Annotated in this window: 15 protein-coding genes; 4 read left to right on the top strand and 11 right to left on the bottom strand. The window is 63.4% G+C overall.

What is annotated here, in order from left to right:
• Nucleotides 1–69: 69 nt before the first annotated feature.
• From AC6H42_RS19040 to AC6H42_RS19000, 9 genes are all read right to left on the bottom strand, one after another.
• Nucleotides 70–1,053 carry a bifunctional riboflavin kinase/FAD synthetase gene (locus AC6H42_RS19040; RefSeq protein WP_057157495.1) on the bottom strand — a complete coding sequence of 328 codons (984 nt, stop codon included), beginning with the start codon at nt 1,051–1,053 and terminating at the stop codon, nt 70–72.
• 157 nt (nt 1,054–1,210) lie between these two features.
• Complete coding sequence (locus tag AC6H42_RS19035) at nt 1,211–2,434, bottom strand: tetratricopeptide repeat protein (protein WP_497548708.1); 1,224 nt, start codon at nt 2,432–2,434, stop codon at nt 1,211–1,213.
• A gap of 68 nt (nt 2,435–2,502) precedes the next feature.
• Nucleotides 2,503–2,931 (bottom strand): ExbD/TolR family protein, encoded by a 429-nt coding sequence (locus AC6H42_RS19030; protein ID WP_200954073.1) that lies wholly within the window; start codon nt 2,929–2,931, stop codon nt 2,503–2,505.
• An 80-nt stretch (nt 2,932–3,011) separates the two neighbouring features.
• Nucleotides 3,012–3,437 (bottom strand): ExbD/TolR family protein, encoded by a 426-nt coding sequence (locus AC6H42_RS19025; RefSeq protein ID WP_025595585.1) that lies wholly within the window; start codon nt 3,435–3,437, stop codon nt 3,012–3,014.
• Between the two features lie 5 nt (nt 3,438–3,442).
• The gene (locus tag AC6H42_RS19020; RefSeq protein ID WP_082552103.1) at nt 3,443–4,372 is read right to left on the bottom strand and encodes a MotA/TolQ/ExbB proton channel family protein; all 930 of its coding nucleotides are present in this window, start codon (nt 4,370–4,372) and stop codon (nt 3,443–3,445) included.
• An 81-nt stretch (nt 4,373–4,453) separates the two neighbouring features.
• Nucleotides 4,454–5,116, bottom strand: a complete 663-nt coding sequence (locus tag AC6H42_RS19015) for an energy transducer TonB (protein ID WP_057157499.1) — start codon at nt 5,114–5,116, stop codon at nt 4,454–4,456.
• A gap of 492 nt (nt 5,117–5,608) precedes the next feature.
• Entirely contained in the window at nt 5,609–7,147 is a 1,539-nt protein-coding gene (locus AC6H42_RS19010; RefSeq protein WP_057157500.1) for a SpoVR family protein, read from the bottom strand.
• 25 nt (nt 7,148–7,172) lie between these two features.
• Nucleotides 7,173–8,441 carry a YeaH/YhbH family protein gene (locus AC6H42_RS19005; RefSeq protein ID WP_497548707.1) on the bottom strand — a complete coding sequence of 423 codons (1,269 nt, stop codon included), beginning with the start codon at nt 8,439–8,441 and terminating at the stop codon, nt 7,173–7,175.
• Between the two features lie 93 nt (nt 8,442–8,534).
• Entirely contained in the window at nt 8,535–10,457 is a 1,923-nt protein-coding gene (locus AC6H42_RS19000; RefSeq protein ID WP_025595594.1) for a PrkA family serine protein kinase, read from the bottom strand.
• A gap of 494 nt (nt 10,458–10,951) precedes the next feature.
• Between AC6H42_RS19000 and AC6H42_RS18995 the strand changes: the two genes are divergently transcribed.
• Together AC6H42_RS18995 and AC6H42_RS18990 are read left to right on the top strand one after the other, a co-directional pair.
• Nucleotides 10,952–11,962: an adenosine deaminase gene (locus tag AC6H42_RS18995; protein WP_057157502.1), complete on the top strand. Its 1,011-nt coding sequence runs from the start codon at nt 10,952–10,954 to the stop codon at nt 11,960–11,962.
• A 355-nt stretch (nt 11,963–12,317) separates the two neighbouring features.
• Nucleotides 12,318–14,855, top strand: a complete 2,538-nt coding sequence (locus AC6H42_RS18990) for an ABC transporter permease (protein WP_497548706.1) — start codon at nt 12,318–12,320, stop codon at nt 14,853–14,855.
• 7 nt (nt 14,856–14,862) lie between these two features.
• Here the strand turns inward: AC6H42_RS18990 and AC6H42_RS18985 are convergent, their stop codons facing one another.
• Entirely contained in the window at nt 14,863–15,828 is a 966-nt protein-coding gene (locus AC6H42_RS18985) for a response regulator (RefSeq protein WP_057157504.1), read from the bottom strand.
• 90 nt (nt 15,829–15,918) lie between these two features.
• On the opposite strand from AC6H42_RS18985, the gene AC6H42_RS18980 reads away from it, so the two are divergent.
• The gene (locus AC6H42_RS18980) at nt 15,919–16,317 is read left to right on the top strand and encodes a group II truncated hemoglobin (RefSeq protein ID WP_057157736.1); all 399 of its coding nucleotides are present in this window, start codon (nt 15,919–15,921) and stop codon (nt 16,315–16,317) included.
• A 20-nt stretch (nt 16,318–16,337) separates the two neighbouring features.
• Entirely contained in the window at nt 16,338–17,603 is a 1,266-nt protein-coding gene (locus tag AC6H42_RS18975; protein ID WP_497548705.1) for a DNA recombination protein RmuC, read from the top strand.
• Nucleotides 17,604–17,645: 42 nt separating this feature from the next.
• Here AC6H42_RS18975 and moeA read toward each other — a convergent pair.
• On the bottom strand, nt 17,646–18,693 hold a 1,048-nt coding region (gene moeA, locus AC6H42_RS18970; RefSeq protein ID WP_497548704.1), incomplete at its 5' end, for a molybdopterin molybdotransferase MoeA.

Here is an 18,693-nt window from a genome sequence, read left to right as displayed (position 1 = left end):
TTTAAGTGTGTGTATCTGTGTGCTGTGGGGCGACTGCCGGGTTGGCGCACGGGCGGCGCCATGCCGGCGTCAAATTCGGTCGGTGGCGTTGACGGCGCCGCTGCTGGTGCGCCGCGCGAACCACGCGCGCGCCAGTTCGGCGTCGCGGTCGATGGCCGCCGTCAGGGTGGGCAGGTCGATGAACTTCTCTTCGTCCCGTATCTTCTGCAGGAATTCCACGCGCACGTTCTTGCCGTAGCAGGACTGCGCGTAGTCGAAGATGTGCACTTCCAGCAGCACGCGCCCGGCGTCTTCCACGGTGGGGCGCACGCCCAGGCTGGCCACGGCCGGCAGCGGCCCGCGGCTGTCGTCCAGGCCGTGCACCTGCACGATGAAGATGCCGCCCAGGGCAGGGCGGTGCGGCACGCGCAGGTTCAGCGTGGGATAGCCGATGGTGCGGCCCAGCTTGGCCCCGTGGATCACGTGGCCGGAAATCGCGTAGGGGTGGCCCAGCAGCTGTTCGGCGTGCGCGAAGTCGCCTTCGGACAGCGCGGCGCGCACCGCCGAGGAGGAGATGCGGGTGGCGCCTTTCATTACCGTGGGCAGGGTGTGCACTTCGAAGCCGTATTGCCGGCCCGCTTCGATCAGCATGGCCACGTTGCCGGCGCGGCGCGCGCCGTAGCAGAAGTCGTCGCCCACCATCAGCCATTTCACGTGCAGGCCATCGACCAGCACGTTTTCGGTGAATTCCTGCGGCGTGAGCGAGGCGAAGGCATTGCTGAAATGCTCGACGATGACGCGGTCGATGCCATTGTCCTCCAGCGATTGCAGCTTGTCGCGCAGGTTGGCGATGCGGGCCGGGGCCTTGCTCAGGTCGCCGGCCTTGCGCGCGAAGAACTCGCGCGGGTGCGGCTCGAAGGTCATCACGGCGGCCTCCAGGCCCAGCTGGTCGGCCGCGGCGCGCACCTGCGCCAGCAGCGCCTGGTGGCCGAGGTGGACGCCGTCGAAGTTGCCTATCGTCAGCGCGCAGGGCGCGCGCGCCGCTGCATTGGGAAGTCCGCGAAATACCTTCATGGGAATCTGGAGCGAAAAACTGGGCTAAATGGGGGATTATACGGACTGTTGGCCGGATTCACATGGGGAAACACTGCGAAACGCCGCGCTGCACCCTATAAAAGCAAAAAAGCGCCGCGGGCGTGAGCCGGCAGCGCTTCGCTTCCCGCAGCGGGAATTACATCGGGTGGTTGATCTGCATGATGTTGTAGCGGGCCAGTTCGGCTTCGCCCGCCGTGCCCTTGACCGACTTCAGCGTGCTGACAGCGGCGGCTTTCTTGCCGGCAATCGCTTGCGCCTGGCCGTAGTGCAGCTTCATTTCTTCCGGACGGCGCGCGGTGCCGAACTTGATGGCCTGGTCGATCAGCTTCAGGCCGGCGTCGCCCTTGCCTTCGGAAACCATGGCGTAGCCCAGGTTGGCCAGGCCGTCGGCGTCCTTGTTCTTGATGAACTCGGCTTCAGCGGCGGCGCGGTTCTTCACCGCTTCCGCTTCGGTCTTCACGGCCAGGTCTTTCAGGCGCTGGTGGCGGCCGGCGTCGGCGCCGGTGCCCAGGGCGCCCTTCTTGTAGCCCTGGTCGATCACCTTCAGTGCTTCGGCCGGATTGGCCACCTGCAGCGCCAGCTGGCCCATTTCCATGTACTCGTTGGGCTTGGCCAGCAGGCCCAGCGCCAGTTTCAGGCGCAGCAGGTCCAGGTTCAGCGTGCTCGAGAAGCCAGGCTTGCCGGCCACGCGGTTCAGCAGGTCGGCCCAGTAGCTGGTTTTCGGGTAGCTGCCGGCCAGCTTTTCCAGGGTGGCCACGTAGCCGGCCTTGTCGTTCTGCTTGAGCTGGATATTGGCCAGCATCTGCAGGTTCGATTCGGACTGCTTGCCGCCGGCCTGCAGTTCCTTGGCCGCTTCGGCGTACTTGCCGCTGATGTAGTAGGTCTGCACCAGCAGGTCGTGCATGGTGGCGTCGTTCGGGTTGTCCTTCAGCGCGCGCTGGATCCAGGTGATCGCTTTCGGGTAGTCCTTGGCGCCGTAGTACATGCCGGCCAGGCCCTTGGTGAAGTTGGCGCTTTCGCCGCCCGACAGGCGGCCGGAGTTGATCACGGCCTCGAAGGCGCGGATCGCGGTGTCGTTGTCGCGGGCGGCGGCGGCGGCCGCGGCGCGCACGCGCTCAATCTGGTATTTCTCGAATTCGGTTTTGCCGCCAACTGCGTCGGCTTCCTTCAGTTTGGCCAGCGCTTCCTTGTGCTTGCCGGAGCTCGTCAGCTTCTGTGCTTCCTGCAGCGGTTTGCCGACGGCGGCGCTGACGGCGTCAGCAGCGTAGGCGACCGAGGTCAGACCGGTCAACGGGGCGGCAGCGGTAAAACCGATGGCGGCCATCACCAGGCCGAGATGAGCGAGACGAAACTTGGTCATGAGGAAGTATTCTTTCTGTAAAAACGAAATAGGCAGGAAGACCTGCCTATCGCGGAAAATAGTACGGATTACTGGAACTGCTCGTTGCCGACCAGACCAATCTTGGTCACACCCAGACGCTGGGCCGAAGCCATCACGCCTGCCACCGATTTGTACGACACCAGCTTGTTGGGGCGCAGATGCACCTCAGGCTGGTCAGCTTGCGCTGCCACGGCGACCAGTTTCGATTCCAGGGTCGCGCGGTCAGGCACAACCTGGTTATCCCACAGAATCGTCCCGTCGAAGTCGACGTCAATCGTGATCACCACGGGGTCCTTGGTCGGCGGTGGCGGGGTGCCCACCGGCATGTTCAAGTTGACCGAGTGATTCGCTTTCGGAATGGTGATGATCAGCATGATGATCAGTACCAGCATGACGTCGATCAGCGGCGTCATGTTCATTTCCATCATTGGTTCGGGATCCGCGCCAGCGGCCGGCGAACCGACATTCATACTCATGGTATTTCCTTTGTAGAAGGTGACTGGACCTGCCCCGGCCACCTTGCCGGCCGGGGCATCGAGGGTCTTGGGCCGCAGCCTTAACCCTTGTCAGGCGGTTCGGTGATGAAACCAACCTTCTGGATACCAGCACGCTGGGTCGTGAAGATGACCTTGCCGATGGCTTCGTACTTGGTTTCTTGGTCACCCCGTACGTGTACTTCCGGCTGCGGCAGTTTCACGGCCTCTTTTTTCAGAAAATCGAACAACTCATTCGTGTCCGCCATTTTCTTTTGATTCCAGTAGATGTCGCCATCCTTGTTAACAACGATGTTGACGTCTTCCGGTTTGGTCTGAATTACCTGGTTGGTCTCTTCCGGCAGCTTGATTTTCTGCAGTTTGAGAACGACCGGGCTCGTAATCAGAAAGATAATCAGCAGAACCAACATGATGTCCACGAGGGGCGTCGTGTTGATTTCTGACATTACCTGATCTTCTCCGCTATCGGAGCCTACGGACATCGACATGGTTATTATCCAATCTTTTTAGCGCCGCCAGCACGGATGGCCGAGTCAGCGGTCGACATGGCGCCCGAGATCAGCACCGAGTGCACGTCGGCGGAGAAGGCGCGCACGTCTTCCATTGCGGTTTTGTTACGACGCACCAGCCAGTTGTAACCCAGCACGGCTGGAACTGCCACGAACAGACCGAAGGCGGTCATGATCAGTGCTTCACCCACTGGGCCTGCCACTTTGTCGATCGACGCGTTACCGGTCATACCGATGTTGATCAGTGCATTGTAAATACCCCAAACGGTACCGAACAGACCGATGAACGGTGCGGTCGAGCCCACGGTTGCCAGGAACGACAGGCCGTCTTGCAGACGCGATTGAACTTTGTCAACAGCGCGCTGGATGGACATGGTTACCCAGGTCGACAGGTCGATTTGTTCCAGCAGGGCGCCGTCGTGGTGCGCGGTGGCCTTGGTGCCGGTTTCAGCGATGAAGCGGAATGGCGAGCCTTCGGTCAGGGTGGCGGCGCCGGCAGCGATCGACGATGCTTTCCAGAACTTGGCGGCCGATTCTTTCGACTGCTTGAAGATCTTCATCTGGTCGATCAGTTTGGTCACGATGATGTACCACGAACCCATCGACATGATGGTCAGGATGATCAGGGTGCCACGGGAAACGAAACCACCGTTCCAGACGGCTTCGAAGCCGAATGGGTTTTCAACTTCTTCGTGGCCTGCTGGTGCTGCTGCGGCCGGTGCTGCTGGAGCTGCTGCGTCTGCTGCTGGAGCTGCTGGAGCTGCCGCTGCATCCGCTGGAGCCGCTGCAGGTGCCGAAGCGGCTGCCGAGGCAGGCGCGTCGGCCATGGCTGGGGCGCTGACCAGAGCGGATGCTGCGGTCACCGAGAACAGCACAGCGGCCAGTACAGCGGACAAACGGGTATTCTTAAACATGCTTCCTCCAAATTGATAAAATAATCAGTTCGCTGAAATGTCAACGAAGTACTAAGTGGGACGTAACTGCTGCCCCGGTTTTTATTCCAGCGTCCAGACGTATTGCATTTGCATCCACGCTTGCTCCGGCTTGCCGTCGGTCATGCCAGGCTTGAAACGGCACTTGGAAATACCCGCGATTGCGGCTTTGTCCAAATCCCTGAAGCCACTGGATTTCACTAATTTGGATTCGACGACATGGCCGTCTACACCAATCAGGAACGATAACGTGACCGTACCGGTTTCTTCATTGCGCAGGGAGGATTTAGGCCACTCTGGTTTTGCGCAAGTGTTGAAGTCGGCAACTGCAGGCACGTGTACCGATTTTGCAGGCGGCGCTGGCGGTGCTGGCGGAGCAGCTGGCGGCGCTTTCTGCAGTTCGTTCGTCGCAGGTTTCACGTTGGTCGCGTTAGCGATCACGTTTTGCTGCGGCGGCGGCTGCTGCACGTTCACCTCAACCGGAGGAATGAAGGGCGGTGGTGGAGCCTTCATCTCTGGTGGTGGTGGCGGTGGCGGCAGTTCTTTTGGAGGAGGTGGTGCCACTTCCTCGATGATCTTGGTTTCTACGGGTTCGACCATTTTGGCGACCAAGCGTTTACCCAGTCCCGACACGATCCCGTAAGCCACCAGGATGTGCAACAAGACCACGATGGTTATGCCAGTTAGATTCTTCTTGGCGTCCTTCTCGTTATGCGTGAAATTCATGCCTGCTTTCTCCAATACCAACTCTTTTGTACTACCTCGAACCCCGTTATGGCGACAAAAAGCTCCAGCCGCATCCGGGACGTCGGCGAATTATACATACGAATTCCTCAATTTACATAGAATTTTGCTTCCTAAAACCGGTTAAATTTCATGTGCTTAGCTGCGTTTTCCGGCCCGCCGCTGCACCGTTCTGGCACAAAAAGCAAGACTTCCCGGCACGTTTTTGGGGAGTATTTTTTCGCCCCTTCACGATGTTTATTATTCCGCCAAAAAACGGAATTAAATTACGGAATTGGTCAGGCCAGCCGTGCAAAAGTTGGTCCCCACCGTTGCTTGCTTGCAACTCAAGTACACTTGCAATATGAATAGTATAGAAGAATTTTGCTGACGGGCGCTCGTTAAGGTGGTCTTAAAAATTGTTCTATCTATATGCGGCGCGCGCCTGGAAGGCGCGGCGCAGGGGGGAGGCGGGGCGCGGCGCCCCGGTGGACTTCAACCGCCGCGGTTGCGCTTCTCGCGCTTGACTTCCAGCGTGTTAATAACATTGCCATGCGGGTCCACTGTTTCCAGGTGGACATCGAAGCCCCACAGCCGGGCCACGTGCTTGAGCACCTCGTTGGCCTGCTGGTTCAGCGGGCGCCGGTTGAACTGGGTGTGGCGCAAGGTCAGCGCGCGGTCGTCGCGGGTGTTGACCGACCAGACCTGGATGTTGGGCTCGCGGTTGCCCAGGTTGTACTGCTCGGCCAGCTGCTGGCGCACGTAGCGGTAGCCCAGCTCGTCGTGGATGGCCGACACGTTGAGCTTTTCGTTCTTGTCGTCGTCCAGCACGGCGAAGAAGTGGAACTCGCGTATCAGGCGCGGCGACAGGTACTGGGCGATGAAGCTTTCGTCCTTGAAGTTGCGCATGGCGAAGTCCAGCGTCTTGCGCCAGTCGCTGCCGGCTATGTCGGGGAACCATTCGCGGTCCTCGGCGGTGGGGTGCTCGCAGATGCGGCGGATGTCGGTCATCATGGCGAAACCGAGCGCATACGGGTTGATGCCGCTGTAATAGGGGCTGTGCACCGGCGGCTGGAACACCACGTTGGTATGGCTCTTGAGGAATTCCATCATGAAGCCCTCGGCCACCACGCCCTCGTCGTACAACTGGTTCAGGATGGTGTAGTGCCAGAACGTGGCCCAGCCCTCGTTCATCACCTGGGTCTGGCGCTGCGGGTAGAAGTACTGGCTGATCTTGCGCACGATGCGCACCATCTCGCGCTGCCACGGTTCCAGCAGCGGCGCGTACTTTTCGATGAAGTACAGCAGGTTCTCCTCCGGCTCGGGCGGGAAGCGCGGCGCCGGCTTGTCGATCTCCTCTTCGTCGCGGCGCGGCAGGGTGCGCCACAGCTCGTTGATCTGCGACTGCAGGTAGGCTTCGCGCTCCTTTTGCTTCTGCTGCTCCTGGAACAGCGACAGCTTGGCCGGGCGCTTGTAGCGGTCCACGCCGTAGTTCTGGATCGCATGGCAGGAGTCGAGCAGCAGCTCGACCGCGTCGATGCCGTGGCGCTGCTCGCACTCGGCGATGTAGTTCTTGGCAAACACCATATAGTCGACGATGGCTTCGGCGTCGGTCCAGGTGCGGAACAGGTAGTTGCCCTTGAAGAATGAATTATGCCCGTAAGCAGCATGCGCGATCACCAGCGCCTGCATGGTCAGGCTGTTCTCCTCCATTAAATAGGCGATGCAGGGATTGGAGTTGATGACGATCTCGTAGGCCAGTCCCATCTGGCCGCGCTTGTAGCCCTTTTCGGTGGACAGGAAATGCTTGCCGAACGACCAGTGGTTGTAGGAGACCGGCATGCCCACCGAGGTGTAGGCGTCCATCATCTGTTCGGCGGTGATGATTTCCAGCTGGTTGGGGTAAGTGTCCAGGCCGAAGTTGTGGGCCACGCGGCGGATTTCCTCGTGCGCCTGCTCGATCAGTTCAAAGGTCCACTCGGACTGCTCGGGCAGCGCGCGCGGATGCGGTTGGCGTTTGGTCATCTGGTTCATATCTCGCCTGCTTATATAGAAGGGTCTATTTCGGCTGCTTCTTGAACAGTTCGCGGAACACCGGGTAGATGTCGGCCGGCGTGACGATTTTCTGCATGGCGAAGTGGGCGTGCAGGTCGGGCACCTGGGCGTACTGCTCCCACAGGTTCTGCGGCGGCCCGTCCGTGATCTCGACGTAGGTGTAGTACTGCACCTTGGGCATGATGGTGTTGACCAGCAGCTGCTTGCACAGCAGCGAATCGTTGTCCCAGTTGTCGCCGTCCGAGGCCTGGGCCACGTAGCTGTTCCACTGGCCGGCGCCGAAGCGCTCGTCGATGATCTTGTTGAGCAGGTGCAGCGCCGACGACACCACCGTGCCGCCCGACTCGCGCGAGTGGAAGAATTCATCCTCGCTCACCTCGGCCGCGGCCGTGTGGTGGCGGATGAAGACCACTTCGATCTTGTCGTACACGCGCTTGAGGAACAAATACAGCAGGATGAAGAAGCGCTTGGCGGTGTCTTTGCGGCTCTCGTCCATGGAGCCGGACACGTCCATGATGCAAAACATCACGGCCTGCGTCATCGGCTTGGGCACTTTCACCCGGTTGCTGTAGCGCAAGTCGAACGGGTCGATATAGGGGATGGCCAGCAGCCGCGTGTGCAGGTGGTGGATCAGCTTGCGCAGTTCGACCACGTAGGGGTCTTCCATCGGCGCGCCCGCCTCGAGCAGGGCCTGCAGTTCGCGCTCGGCCTCCAGCAGCCGCTTGCGTGAACTGCCGCCTACGGCGATGCGCCGGCCCAGCGCGCCACGCAGCGAGCGCAGCACGTGGATGTTGGACGGTGTGCCGGACACGGTGTAGCCGGCGCGCTGGTTCTTGAACTCGGTGGTGGCGGTGAGCTGCGTCTTGACCAGGTTGGGCAGTTCCAGGTCCTCGAAGAAGTAGTTCATGAATTCTTCGCGCGACAGTTCGAAGATGAAATCGTCTTCGCTGGTCTGGTCGCTATTGCCGGCCTTGCCGCGCCCCGAGCCGCCGCCGCCTTTCGGCCGCGCGATCTGGTCGCCCTTCTGGTACTCCTGGTTGCCCGGGTTGATCACTTCCCACACGCCGCCATGGGCATGGCCGAACGACGGTTCGTTCACATCCTTGACGGGAATGGAAACCTTTTCGCCATTCTCGACGTCGGTGATCGAGCGGCCCTTGATGGCCCGTCCCACCGCGTCCTTGATCTGGCCCTTGTAACGCCGCAAGAAGCGTTCGCGGTTGACCGCGGACTTGTTCTTGCCCTGCAAACGACGATCAATGAGGTAAGTCAAAGTGCCTCCTGCTGCTACATGGATACCGGCGCGGGAACGGGACGGCTGCCGGCCTGCCGGGCCGCCCCTGTTCCATATTATCTCACCGCCGGCTTAGGATGACTTCCTCACGCGCAGATACCACTCGCACAGCAAGCGCACCTGTTTTGCGGTGTAGCCTTTTTCCACCATGCGCGCCACGAAGTCGGCGTGCTTGTTGGCGTCCTCGGCGCTGGCCTTGGCGTTGAAGGAGATCACCGGCAGCAGCTCCTCGGTATTCGAGAACATCTTCTTCTCGATCACGGTGCGGAACTTCTCGTAGCTGGTCCAGGCCGGATTCTTGCCGCCGTTGTTGGCGCGCGCGCGCAAGCCGAAGTTGACGATCTCGTTGCGGAAGTCTTTCGGGTTCGAAATCCCGGCCGGCTTCTCGATCTTCTCCAGCTCGTTGTTCAGCGACTCGCGGTCGAAGCTCTCGCCGGTGTCCGGATCGCGGTATTCCTGGTCCTGGATCCAGAAGTCGGCAAACGTCACGTAGCGGTCGAAGATGTTCTGGCCGTACTCGGAATAGCTCTCCAGGTAGGCGGTCTGGATCTCCTTGCCGATGAACTCCACGTAGCGCTGCGCCAGGTGCTCCTTGATATAGGAGAAGTATTTCTGTTCGGTTTCCGGCGGGAACTGCTCGCGCTCGACCTGCTGCTCCAGCACGTAGAGCAGGTGCACCGGGTTGGCGGCCACTTCGGTGGTGTCGAAGTTGAACACCTTGGACAGGATCTTGAAGGCAAAGCGCGTCGACAGCCCGCTCATGCCCTCGTCCACCCCGGCGTAGTCCACGTACTCGTGGATGGACTTCGCTTTCGGGTCGGTGTCCTTCAGGTTCTCGCCGTCGTACACCAGCATCTTGCTGAAGATGGACGAGTTCTCGGGGTCCTTCAGGCGCGACAGGATGGCGAACTGCGCCATCATCTTCAAGGTGCCCGGCGCGCACGGCGCCTTCTCCAGCGAGGAATTGACCAGCAGCTTGTCGTAGATCTTGATCTCGTCGGTCACGCGCAGGCAGTACGGCACCTTCACTATATAGATACGGTCGAGGAATGCCTCGTTGTTGCGGTTGTTCTTGAAGGCCTTCCATTCGGACTCGTTGGAGTGCGCCAGGATGATGCCGTCGAAGGGGATGGCGCCGAAGCCCTCGGTGCCCTTGTAGTTGCCCTCCTGGGTGGCGGTCAGCAGCGGGTGCAGCACCTTGATGGGCGCCTTGAACATCTCGACGAATTCCATCAGGCCCTGGTTGGCCAGGCACAGGCCGCCGGAATAGCTGTAGGCGTCCGGGTCGTCCTGCGCGTAGTCCTCCAGCTTGCGGATGTCGACCTTGCCCACCAGCGAGGAAATGTCCTGGTTGTTCTCGTCGCCCGGCTCGGTTTTCGAAATCGCGATCTGCTTCAGGATGGACGGGTAGCGCTTGACCACGCGGAACTGGTTGATGTCGCCGTTGAACTCGTGCAGGCGCTTGACCGCCCACGGGCTGGGGATGTTGCGCAGGTAGCGGCGCGGGATGCCGTAGTCCTCTTCCAGGATGGTGCCGTCCTCGGCCTCGTTGAACAGGCCCAGCGGCGACTCGTTGACGGGCGAGCCTTTCAGGCAGTAGAAGGGCACCTGTTCCATCAGCGACTTGAGCTTCTCGGCGATCGACGACTTGCCGCCGCCCACCGGCCCCAGCAGGTACAGGATCTGCTTGCGCTCCTCCAGGCCTTGCGCGGCGTGGCGGAAGAAGGACACCACTTGCTCGATCACTTCCTCGGTGCCGTAGAACTCGCGGAAGGCGGGGTAAATCTTGATGACCTTGTTGGCGAAGATGCGCGACAGCCGCGTGTCGTTGCGCGTGTCGACCAGGGTCGGCTCGCCGATCGCGGCCAGCATGCGCTCCGGCGCGGTGGCGTAGGTCAGCCTGTCCTTCTTGCATAGCGCGAGGTACTCTGTCATCGACATTTCCTCTTCCTTGGTGCGCTCGTACCGTGCTGCGTAGTTGTCAAAAATGGTCATTTGAATGTCCTTTGATGTAAACCTGCTAGTCACCTGGTCGGCAGTCAAGACGGCTGCTGGCCCTTGCCTTAATCGATGCTCACTCCCTGCATTATTTTTGTTTGTGTTCTTAGTTGTGCTTGCCAGCTGCCTGCGCTGGTACGGATTGCCCGTACCTCGGAGCTGAACTTTGTGGCCGTGCGGTGGACTTTTGCCGGCATGTTTGTGTGTATGTCGAAACGCATCTTACGTCTATGAAATTTATTATTGCTCTATTGGATCAGGAAGTCAAAAGGTATGTCGTAATTTACTTAATTAGTTTGTGCAACTTATTGATTTTAAAGCGGAAAAATGTGTAAAAACATAAATTTTCAGTGGTTTTTACGGCGCTTTTCCGGTGCTTTTGTGCCACATTAGCACGGCTGAAGCGGTCATGCCGACACCCATGCAAACCGTGCGCGCATTTTGCTTTGCCGTTAAGATGGCCGCATCGCGAACCTCACGGAAGAAACCACATGAACGACCAGCTGCGCACGGCAGTGCAAGCCATGCCGAAAGCCGAACTGCACATCCACATCGAAGGTTCGCTCGAACCGGAACTGATCTTCGCGCTGGCCGCGCGCAACGGCGTGGCGCTGCCGTACGCCTCGGTGGACGCGCTGCGCGCCGCCTACGCCTTCACCGACCTGCAATCCTTCCTCGACATCTACTACGCCGGCGCCAGCGTGCTGCTGCAGGAGCAGGACTTCTACGACATGACGGCGGCCTACCTGAAAAAAGCCGAAGAAGACCATGTGCGCCACACCGAGATTTTCTTCGACCCGCAGACCCACACTGCGCGCGGCGTGGACATGGAGACAGTCTTCAACGGCATCCACCGCGCCTGCCAGGACAGCCCGGTCAGCGCCACGCTGATCATGTGCTTCCTGCGCCATCTGCCGGAAGAGGACGCGCTGGCCACGCTGGACGGCGCGCTGCCCTACCTGGACAAGATTATCGGCGTCGGGCTGGACTCGTCCGAAGTGGGCCACCCGCCGGAGAAATTCGCGCGCGTGTTCGCCCGCTGCAAGGAGCTGGGCCTGCACCTGGTGGCGCACGCCGGCGAAGAAGGGCCGCCGGCCTACATCCAGTCCGCGCTGGACGTGCTGCATGTCGAGCGCATCGACCACGGCGTGCGCGTACTGGAAGACGCGGCGCTGACGGCGCGCGTGGCGCGCGAGCAGATCGCGCTGACGGTGTGCCCGCTGTCGAACACCAAGCTGCGCGTATTCGACCGGATGCAGGACCACAACCTGGTGCAGCTGCTCGACGCCGGCCTGCTGGCCACGGTGAACTCGGACGACCCGGCCTACTTCGGCGGCTACATGAACGACAACTTCATCGCCACCTTCGAAGCGCTGCCGCTGACGCTGGCGCACGCCCAGCGGCTGGCGCGCAACAGCTTCCAGGCCGCCTTCCTCCCGGCCGAGCAAAAGCAACGATTCCTCGCCGAAGTCGACGCCTTCTTCGCCGCCGTCCCTGCCTGACGACAACACATCCGTCCCCACTTCGCATGCCACGCAGAAGCAGCCTGTGCCGCATTTCCCACCACTTCGGGGTCAGACCCCGGTGTCACGGAAATGCGGCTCAGTTCGCTAGAGTACCTGGAGCGCTTTATGTTTGAACCGCCTTTACTAACAGCCTCGCTTGACTGGCCAGCAGCACAAATTCATGGCCGGGGCGCGCGTTTTCGGCGTCGCCGTTCCTGCCTGATTGCAATCAATCCGCCTCAAATTTGTTTGCCGTTCGGAAGCAGCCTGAGCCGCATTTTCCGCGCCTTCGGGGTCTGACCCCGAAGTGCAGGGAATGCGGCTCAGTTCGTTGGAGTATCTGGAGAGTTCCATGTTGAATCTGGCTTTACGTATGACCTTGCGCGATTGGCGTGCGGGGCAGTTGCGCTTCTTGCTGGTGGCGCTGATCGTGGCCGTGGCCGCGCTGTCGGCGTCAGGCTTTTTCATCGACCGCCTGCGCGCGGCGCTGGAGCGCGACGCGCACCAGCTGCTGGGCGCGGACATGGTGGTCGCGGCCGACCAGCCGCTGGAGCCGGCCTGGCGCGCCGAGGCCCAGCGGCGCGGCCTGGCGATGGCCGATACGGTGGTGTTCCCCAGCATGGCGCAGGCGGGCGAGGGCGAGGCGGTCCTGTCGCAGCTGGTGTCGCTGAAGGCGGTCAGCAGCGCGTATCCGCTGCGCGGCCGCGTCAAGACCAGCACCGATCCCGAACAGGCCAACGACGGCGTCGGCGTGGCCGCCAGCGACGTGCCGCAGCCCGGCACGGCCTGGGTCGACGCCGGCCTGCTGACCGCGCTGCAAGTGGGCGTGGGCGGCGACATCAAGCTGGGCGACAGGCGCTTCCAGGTGGCGCGCCTGATCGCGGCCGAGCCGGACCGGGGCGCATCCTTCATGAATTTCGCGCCGCGCGTGATGCTGCCGCTGCCGGACCTGGCGGCCACCAACCTGGTGCAGCCCGGCGCGCGCGTCACCTACCGCCTGCTGCTGGCCGCGCCGCCGCAGCGCGGCGGCGACGTCAAGGCGTACGAAACCTGGCTGCGCGCCCAGATCGAGAAGAGCGGCGTAAAAGGCGTGCGCGTCGATTCGCTGGAGGCGGGCCGCCCCGAGATGCGCTCGACGCTGGAGCGCGCCGACCGCTTCCTGTCGCTGGTGGGCCTGCTGTCGGCCATGCTGGCGGCAGTGGCCGTGGCCATGGCGGCGCGCCGCTTCATGACGCGCCACCTGGACGCCTGCGCCATGCTGCGCTGCCTGGGCCTGACCCAGAACCAGGCCACGTCCATGTACCTGATCGAGTTCCTGCTGGTGGGCCTGGCCGGCAGCGTGATCGGCGTGGCAATCGGTTTCGGCAGCCACTTCGTGCTGCTCGAGGCGCTCGGCAAGCTGGTGGCCAACGACCTGCCGCCGGCCTCCATCGGCCCGGCGCTGCAAGGCGTGGCCACCGGCATGCTGCTGCTGGCCGGGTTCGCGCTGCCGCCCATCCTCCAGCTGCGCAACGTGCCGCATAACCGCGTGATCCGCCGCGAGGCGGCCGCGCCGCAGCCGATGGCGCTGGCCACCTACGGCCTGGGCCTGGGCAGCTTCGTGCTGCTGTTGCTGTGGCAGGCCGGCGACGCCAAGCTGGCGCTGATGACGGCGCTCGGCTTCCTGGGCGCCTTCGCCGCGTTCGCGCTGGTGGGCTGGCTGGGCCTGAAATCGCTGCAGTCCGTGCGCGGCGCGTTCAGCCACCAGGCCTGGCGCTTCGCGGTCACGTCGCTGCAGCGCCGCCCCGGCGCCACCGTGATCCAGATCGTGTCGCTGGCGCTGGGCCTGATGGCGCTGCTGCTGTTGACCGTGGTGCGCGGCGACCTGATGACGGCCTGGCGCAACGCCACGCCGGCCGATGCGCCGAACCGCTTCATCATCAATATCCAGCCCGAGCAGAAGGAGGCGATCGCGCAGCGCCTGGCCAGCGCCGGCGTGGTGAACGCGCCGCTGTATCCCATGATACGGGGCCGCCTGGTGGCGGTGAACGGCCAGGCCATCACCGCCGCCACCTACACGGAGGACCGCGCGCGGGGCCTGGCCGACCGCGAGTTCAATCTGTCGACCATGGACACCATGCAGGAGGGCAACCGCATCGCGGCCGGCAAGTGGTTCGGCGACAGGGCCGTGCCGGCAGGCATGGCGGAAGCGTCGGTGGAGGAGGGCATCGCCAAGACCTTGCGCCTGAAGCTGGGCGACACCATGCGCTTCGATATCGCCGGCTCGCCGGTGGAGGCGAAAATCACCAGCCTGCGCAAGCTGGAATGGGGCTCGATGCGGGTGAATTTCTTCGTCATCATCAACCCGCAAGCGATGGCCGACGCGCCGCAAAGCTGGATCACCGCCTTCCACCTGCCGAAAGCGCAGGCGGCGCTGGGCAACGCCCTGACGCGCGACTATCCCAACCTGACCATCGTCGACGTGGGCAGCGTGCTGCGCCAGGTGCAGTCGGTGCTGGACCAGGTGATCATGGCGGTGGAGTTCCTGTTCGCGTTCACGCTGCTGTCCGGCGTGCTGGTGCTGTACGCGGCGCTGATGGGGTCGCAGGACGAGCGTACCCGCGAGGCCGGCCTGCTGCGGGCGCTGGGCGCGACCCGCAAGCAGCTGTCCCAGGCGCAGCTGATCGAGTTCACCCTGGTGGGCGCGCTGGCCGGCCTGCTGGCGGCCAGCGGCGCGGCGGCCATGGGCTGGGGCCTGGCGACCTATCAGTTCAAGTTCGAGTGGGCCTTCAATCCGGGCGTGTGGCTGGCCGGGCTGGCGGTGGGCGCGCTGTGCGCCATCGCGGGCGGCTGGCTGGGCCTGCGCGGCGTGCTGAGCCGCCCGCCGCTGCAGACCCTGCGGGAAGCCTAAGCCGCCCTCAGGCGGCTTCCCGCACGTACTGCGCGTGCGTGTAGGGCTGCTCGCGCAGGTAGCTGGGCGGCACCCCGAACAGCGCCCAGTAGTAGGTCTCTTCGCCATGGCACACCTGCGGCTCCTGGCAGTAGCGCTGCCAGTTGCCGCCGACAGCCTTGTCGTACATGCCGTCGTGGCCCATGTGATTGAAAAAGGGCAGCACGTGGCGCTGCTCGAGCGCCTGCAGCAGCGACAGTGGCGCGCCGCTGTCGCGCGCGATTTCGAACTGCGCCTGCATGCCGGCCTCGGTCTCCACCACCATCAGCTGCGCGTCGCCGGCGGTGTCGATCAGCAGGATGCCGTTCGGCTGCGGGAACACGTAGTGCTCCACGAAGCCGTGCCGCAGGTACAGCTGCCGCACCACTTCGGCCACGCGGCGGCATTGCAGGAAGCTGTATTCGTGCATGGCCAGCAAGTCATGCGCCACCCTTTCCTGGTCGAGGAACCAGGCCTGCTGCATCTGCGCGATCTGGCGTTCCAGCTGCTGCGGCGCGTCGTCGTCCTGCTTGCGCACATAACGGTCGATCAGGCCGTCGTTCATGGCTTCCATGGCCAGCCGTTCCTCTGCCGGCCCGGCCAGCAGAATCTTCTTGCAAGGCAGGTATTGCAGCGCGCGGCAGAAGTCCAGGCCGTTCAGGCGCGGCATGTAGAAATCCACCACCAGCACCGACGGCACCGAAAAACGCTCGCGCTGGCTGCAGATGCGGAAGATGCCTTCCACGTCCACCGTTACGCTGCAGGCCGGCAAGTCATGGTTGACGCGCAGCGGCGCGCGCGCATGCCGCGGACTCTCCATCATCCATGCCAGGGCCTCGTCGGAGCGGTGAAAAATCTTGCGCGCGTGGGGCGGCACAGGCAGGTTCTGCAGAAATGAACTGTGGTCGTCCACCAGGACGGTGACCGTGGGGTGGGCGTAAATGGGCAGTTTCATTGCATTGGAACTCTTGATCAAAGATGAAGTTTCGCCTGAAATAGTGCTTTAACATTTGACGAATATCAAGCTTTGGCTGTGTAAGCTATGATGGAGTCTATGAATGAGCCACACTCCCTTTATGAAACCATCGGCGGTGAAGCCAAGCTGCGCGAAATGGTGGACCGCTTTTACGATTTGATGGAACTGGAACCGGAATTCGCCGGCATCCGCGCCCTGCATCCGCCCAGCACCGACGGCTCGCGCGACAAGCTGTTCTGGTTCCTGTCCGGCTGGATGGGCGGGCCGGACGCCTTTGTCGAGCGCTTCGGCCACCCGCGCCTGCGCGCGCGCCATTTGCCGTTTCCCATCGGCACCAGCGAGCGCGACCAGTGGCTGCGCGCCATGGCCTGGGCCATGGAGGATGTCGGCATCGCCGAGCCGCTGCGCGTGCGGCTGATGGAGTCCTTCTACCAAACGGCGGACTGGATGCGTAACCATCCGCACTGAGTCCGCATTCACTTGAGCTTATGACGCATATCGAATTCCTGGTCCTGCTGGCGCTGGGCGCCGTCCTGCTGGTGCTGCAAATCCTGTTGCTGCTGCGTAGCCGTGGCCAGGGCGGCGGCCACGCCGAACTGGCTTCCCACATCGAACGGGTGGAACGCGAAGTGCGCATGCAGCTGCAGGCCACGGCGCAGGCGTCGCGCCAGGAAATGGGGCAGACGCTGTCGCAATCGCATGCAGCCACGGTGCAGCAGCTGGATGGGATGCGGCGCCAGATCGAGGTGCTGACCGAATCGAACGCGCGGCGCCTGCTGGAGGTGCGCGCCACGCTGGAAGTGAAGATGCGCGAATTGCAGACCGATAACGGTGCCCGCCTGGAGGAAATGCGCAAGACGGTCGACGAGAAGCTGCACGCCACGCTCGAGGCGCGCCTGAGCGCGTCGTTCCAGCAAGTGTCGGAACGGCTGGAGCGGGTGCACCAGGGGCTGGGCGAGATGCAGCTGCTGGCGCAGGGCGTGGGCGACCTGAAGCGCGTGCTCACCAACGTGAAAACGCGCGGCACCTGGGGTGAGGTGCAGCTGGAAATGCTGCTGGAGCAGGTGCTCACGCCGGACCAGTACGCGAAGAATGTGGAGACGGTGGCGGGCAGCAATGCGCGCGTGGAATTCGCGCTCAAGCTGCCGGGCCAGGTGGCGGGCGGGGCGCCGGTGTGGATGCCGATCGACGCCAAGTTCCCGAAAGAGCAGTACGAGCGCCTGCTGGAGGCCGCCGAGCGGGCCGACGCGGAGGGCGTGGCGACGGCCGGGCGCGAACTGGAACGCGCCGTGCGCGGCGAGGCCAGGACTATTGCCGACAAGTACCTGGCGCCGCCACAGACCACCGATTTCGCCATCCTGTTCCTGCCCACCGAGGGCCTGTACGCGGAAGTGATGCGCAGGCCTGGGCTGGCCGACGAGCTGCAGCGCGTCAACCGGGTCAGCATCGCGGGGCCGTCGACCTTGATGGCTTTGCTGAACAGCTTGCAGATGGGCTTTCGCACCCTGGCGCTGGAAAAGCGCTCGTCCGAAGTGTGGCAGGTGCTGGGGGCGGTGAAGACGGAGTTCGGCAAGTTCGGCGACGTGCTGGCCGCCACCAAGCTGACCCTGGAAAAGGCCGCCCGCAACATCGAGACGGCGGAGGTGCGCAGCCGCCAGATGGCGCGCAAGCTCAAGACCGTGGAAGCGCTGCCCAGCGAAGCGGCCCAGCTGATGCTGGGGCCGGACACCGATGCGGCGCTGCCGGACGCCTAGCGCGGGCCGGCGGCCGCGGGCCGCACCATCTGCCAGGCGTGCTCAGGCCAGCCCGTCGAACAGCACCACGTCCACCAGGTCGCCCGGGGCGGCATCGCCCTGGCTGGCCGCCAGCACCACCATGCAATTGGCTTCCGACATGGAGCGCAGGATGCCCGAGCCCTGCGCGCCGGTGATGCGTACTTCCTGTTCGCCGTTGCCGTTCACGCTCAGGATGCCGCGCTGGTATTCGGTGCGCCCCGGCTTTTTGCGGATGGCGGCCGCGCTGCGCGCGCGCATCACCGGCAGCGCCTGGCGCGCCGCATCGGCCCCCATCAGCTGCAGCAGCGCGCCGCGCGCGAAGAAGTAGAACGCCACCATGGCCGCCACCGGATTGCCGGGCAGGCCGAACAGCAGCGCGCTGCGGCCGTTGGAGGCGATGCGGCCGAAAGCCATGGGCCGGCCGGGCCGCATTTCCATTTTCCAGAACGCCACGTCGCCCAGTTCGGCCATGATCTGGCGGATGTAGTCGGCCGCGCCGGCCGACACGCCGCCGGTGGTCAGCACCACGTCGGCCCGCTCGCACGCCATGCGCAAGGTGGCGCGCAGTGTGTCCGGGTCGTCCTTCACGCTGCCCATGTCGATGGCTTCGCAGCCGAGCCGCCGCAGCATGCCGAACAGGGTGTAGCGGTTGCTATCGTAGATGCTGCCGGCGTCGAGCGGCTCGCCGACCGAGCGCAGTTCGTCGCCGGTGGAGAAGTACGCCACCCGCAGGCGGCTCTGCACCGCCACTTCGGCAATGCCCAGCGAGGCGATCAGGCCCAGGTCGGCCGGGCTGATCCGCTTGCCCTTGCGCAGCGCGGGCGCGCCCGCCGCCAGGTCCTCGCCCCGGAAGCGGCGGTTGGCGCCGGGCGCGATGCTGCCGGCCGCCACGGTGACGCTGCCGTCGCCGGCGGCGGCGGCCAGTTCCTGCGGCAGCACGGTGTCCAGGCCGGCCGGCATGACAGCGCCCGTCATGATGCGCACGCATTCGCCGGGACCGGCCGGCACGGCGGCGGGCCGGCCGGCATAGGCGGTGGCCACCACCTTGAAGGTGGTGGCGGCGCCGGGC

It is taken from the genome of Massilia sp. NBRC 108631 (assembly GCF_059704565.1).
This window is presented reverse-complemented; position numbering and strand designations above follow the sequence as displayed.

Excerpts from the sequence above, each read along its gene's own strand:
- AC6H42_RS19015 (WP_057157499.1), bottom strand. The coding sequence starts at position 5,116 with ATGAATTTCACGCATAACGAGAAGGACGCCAAGAAGAATCTAACTGGC.
- AC6H42_RS19010 (WP_057157500.1), bottom strand. The coding sequence starts at position 7,147 with ATGAACCAGATGACCAAACGCCAACCGCATCCGCGCGCGCTGCCCGAG.
- AC6H42_RS19020 (WP_082552103.1), bottom strand. The coding sequence starts at position 4,372 with ATGTTTAAGAATACCCGTTTGTCCGCTGTACTGGCCGCTGTGCTGTTC.
- AC6H42_RS19000 (WP_025595594.1), bottom strand. The coding sequence starts at position 10,457 with ATGACCATTTTTGACAACTACGCAGCACGGTACGAGCGCACCAAGGAA.
- AC6H42_RS18990 (WP_497548706.1), top strand. The coding sequence starts at position 12,318 with ATGTTGAATCTGGCTTTACGTATGACCTTGCGCGATTGGCGTGCGGGG.
- AC6H42_RS18995 (WP_057157502.1), top strand. The coding sequence starts at position 10,952 with ATGAACGACCAGCTGCGCACGGCAGTGCAAGCCATGCCGAAAGCCGAA.
- AC6H42_RS18985 (WP_057157504.1), bottom strand. The coding sequence starts at position 15,828 with ATGAAACTGCCCATTTACGCCCACCCCACGGTCACCGTCCTGGTGGAC.
- AC6H42_RS18980 (WP_057157736.1), top strand. The coding sequence starts at position 15,919 with ATGGAGTCTATGAATGAGCCACACTCCCTTTATGAAACCATCGGCGGT.
- AC6H42_RS19025 (WP_025595585.1), bottom strand. The coding sequence starts at position 3,437 with ATGTCGATGTCCGTAGGCTCCGATAGCGGAGAAGATCAGGTAATGTCA.
- AC6H42_RS19030 (WP_200954073.1), bottom strand. The coding sequence starts at position 2,931 with ATGAGTATGAATGTCGGTTCGCCGGCCGCTGGCGCGGATCCCGAACCA.
- AC6H42_RS19040 (WP_057157495.1), bottom strand. The coding sequence starts at position 1,053 with ATGAAGGTATTTCGCGGACTTCCCAATGCAGCGGCGCGCGCGCCCTGC.
- AC6H42_RS19035 (WP_497548708.1), bottom strand. The coding sequence starts at position 2,434 with ATGACCAAGTTTCGTCTCGCTCATCTCGGCCTGGTGATGGCCGCCATC.
- AC6H42_RS18975 (WP_497548705.1), top strand. The coding sequence starts at position 16,338 with ATGACGCATATCGAATTCCTGGTCCTGCTGGCGCTGGGCGCCGTCCTG.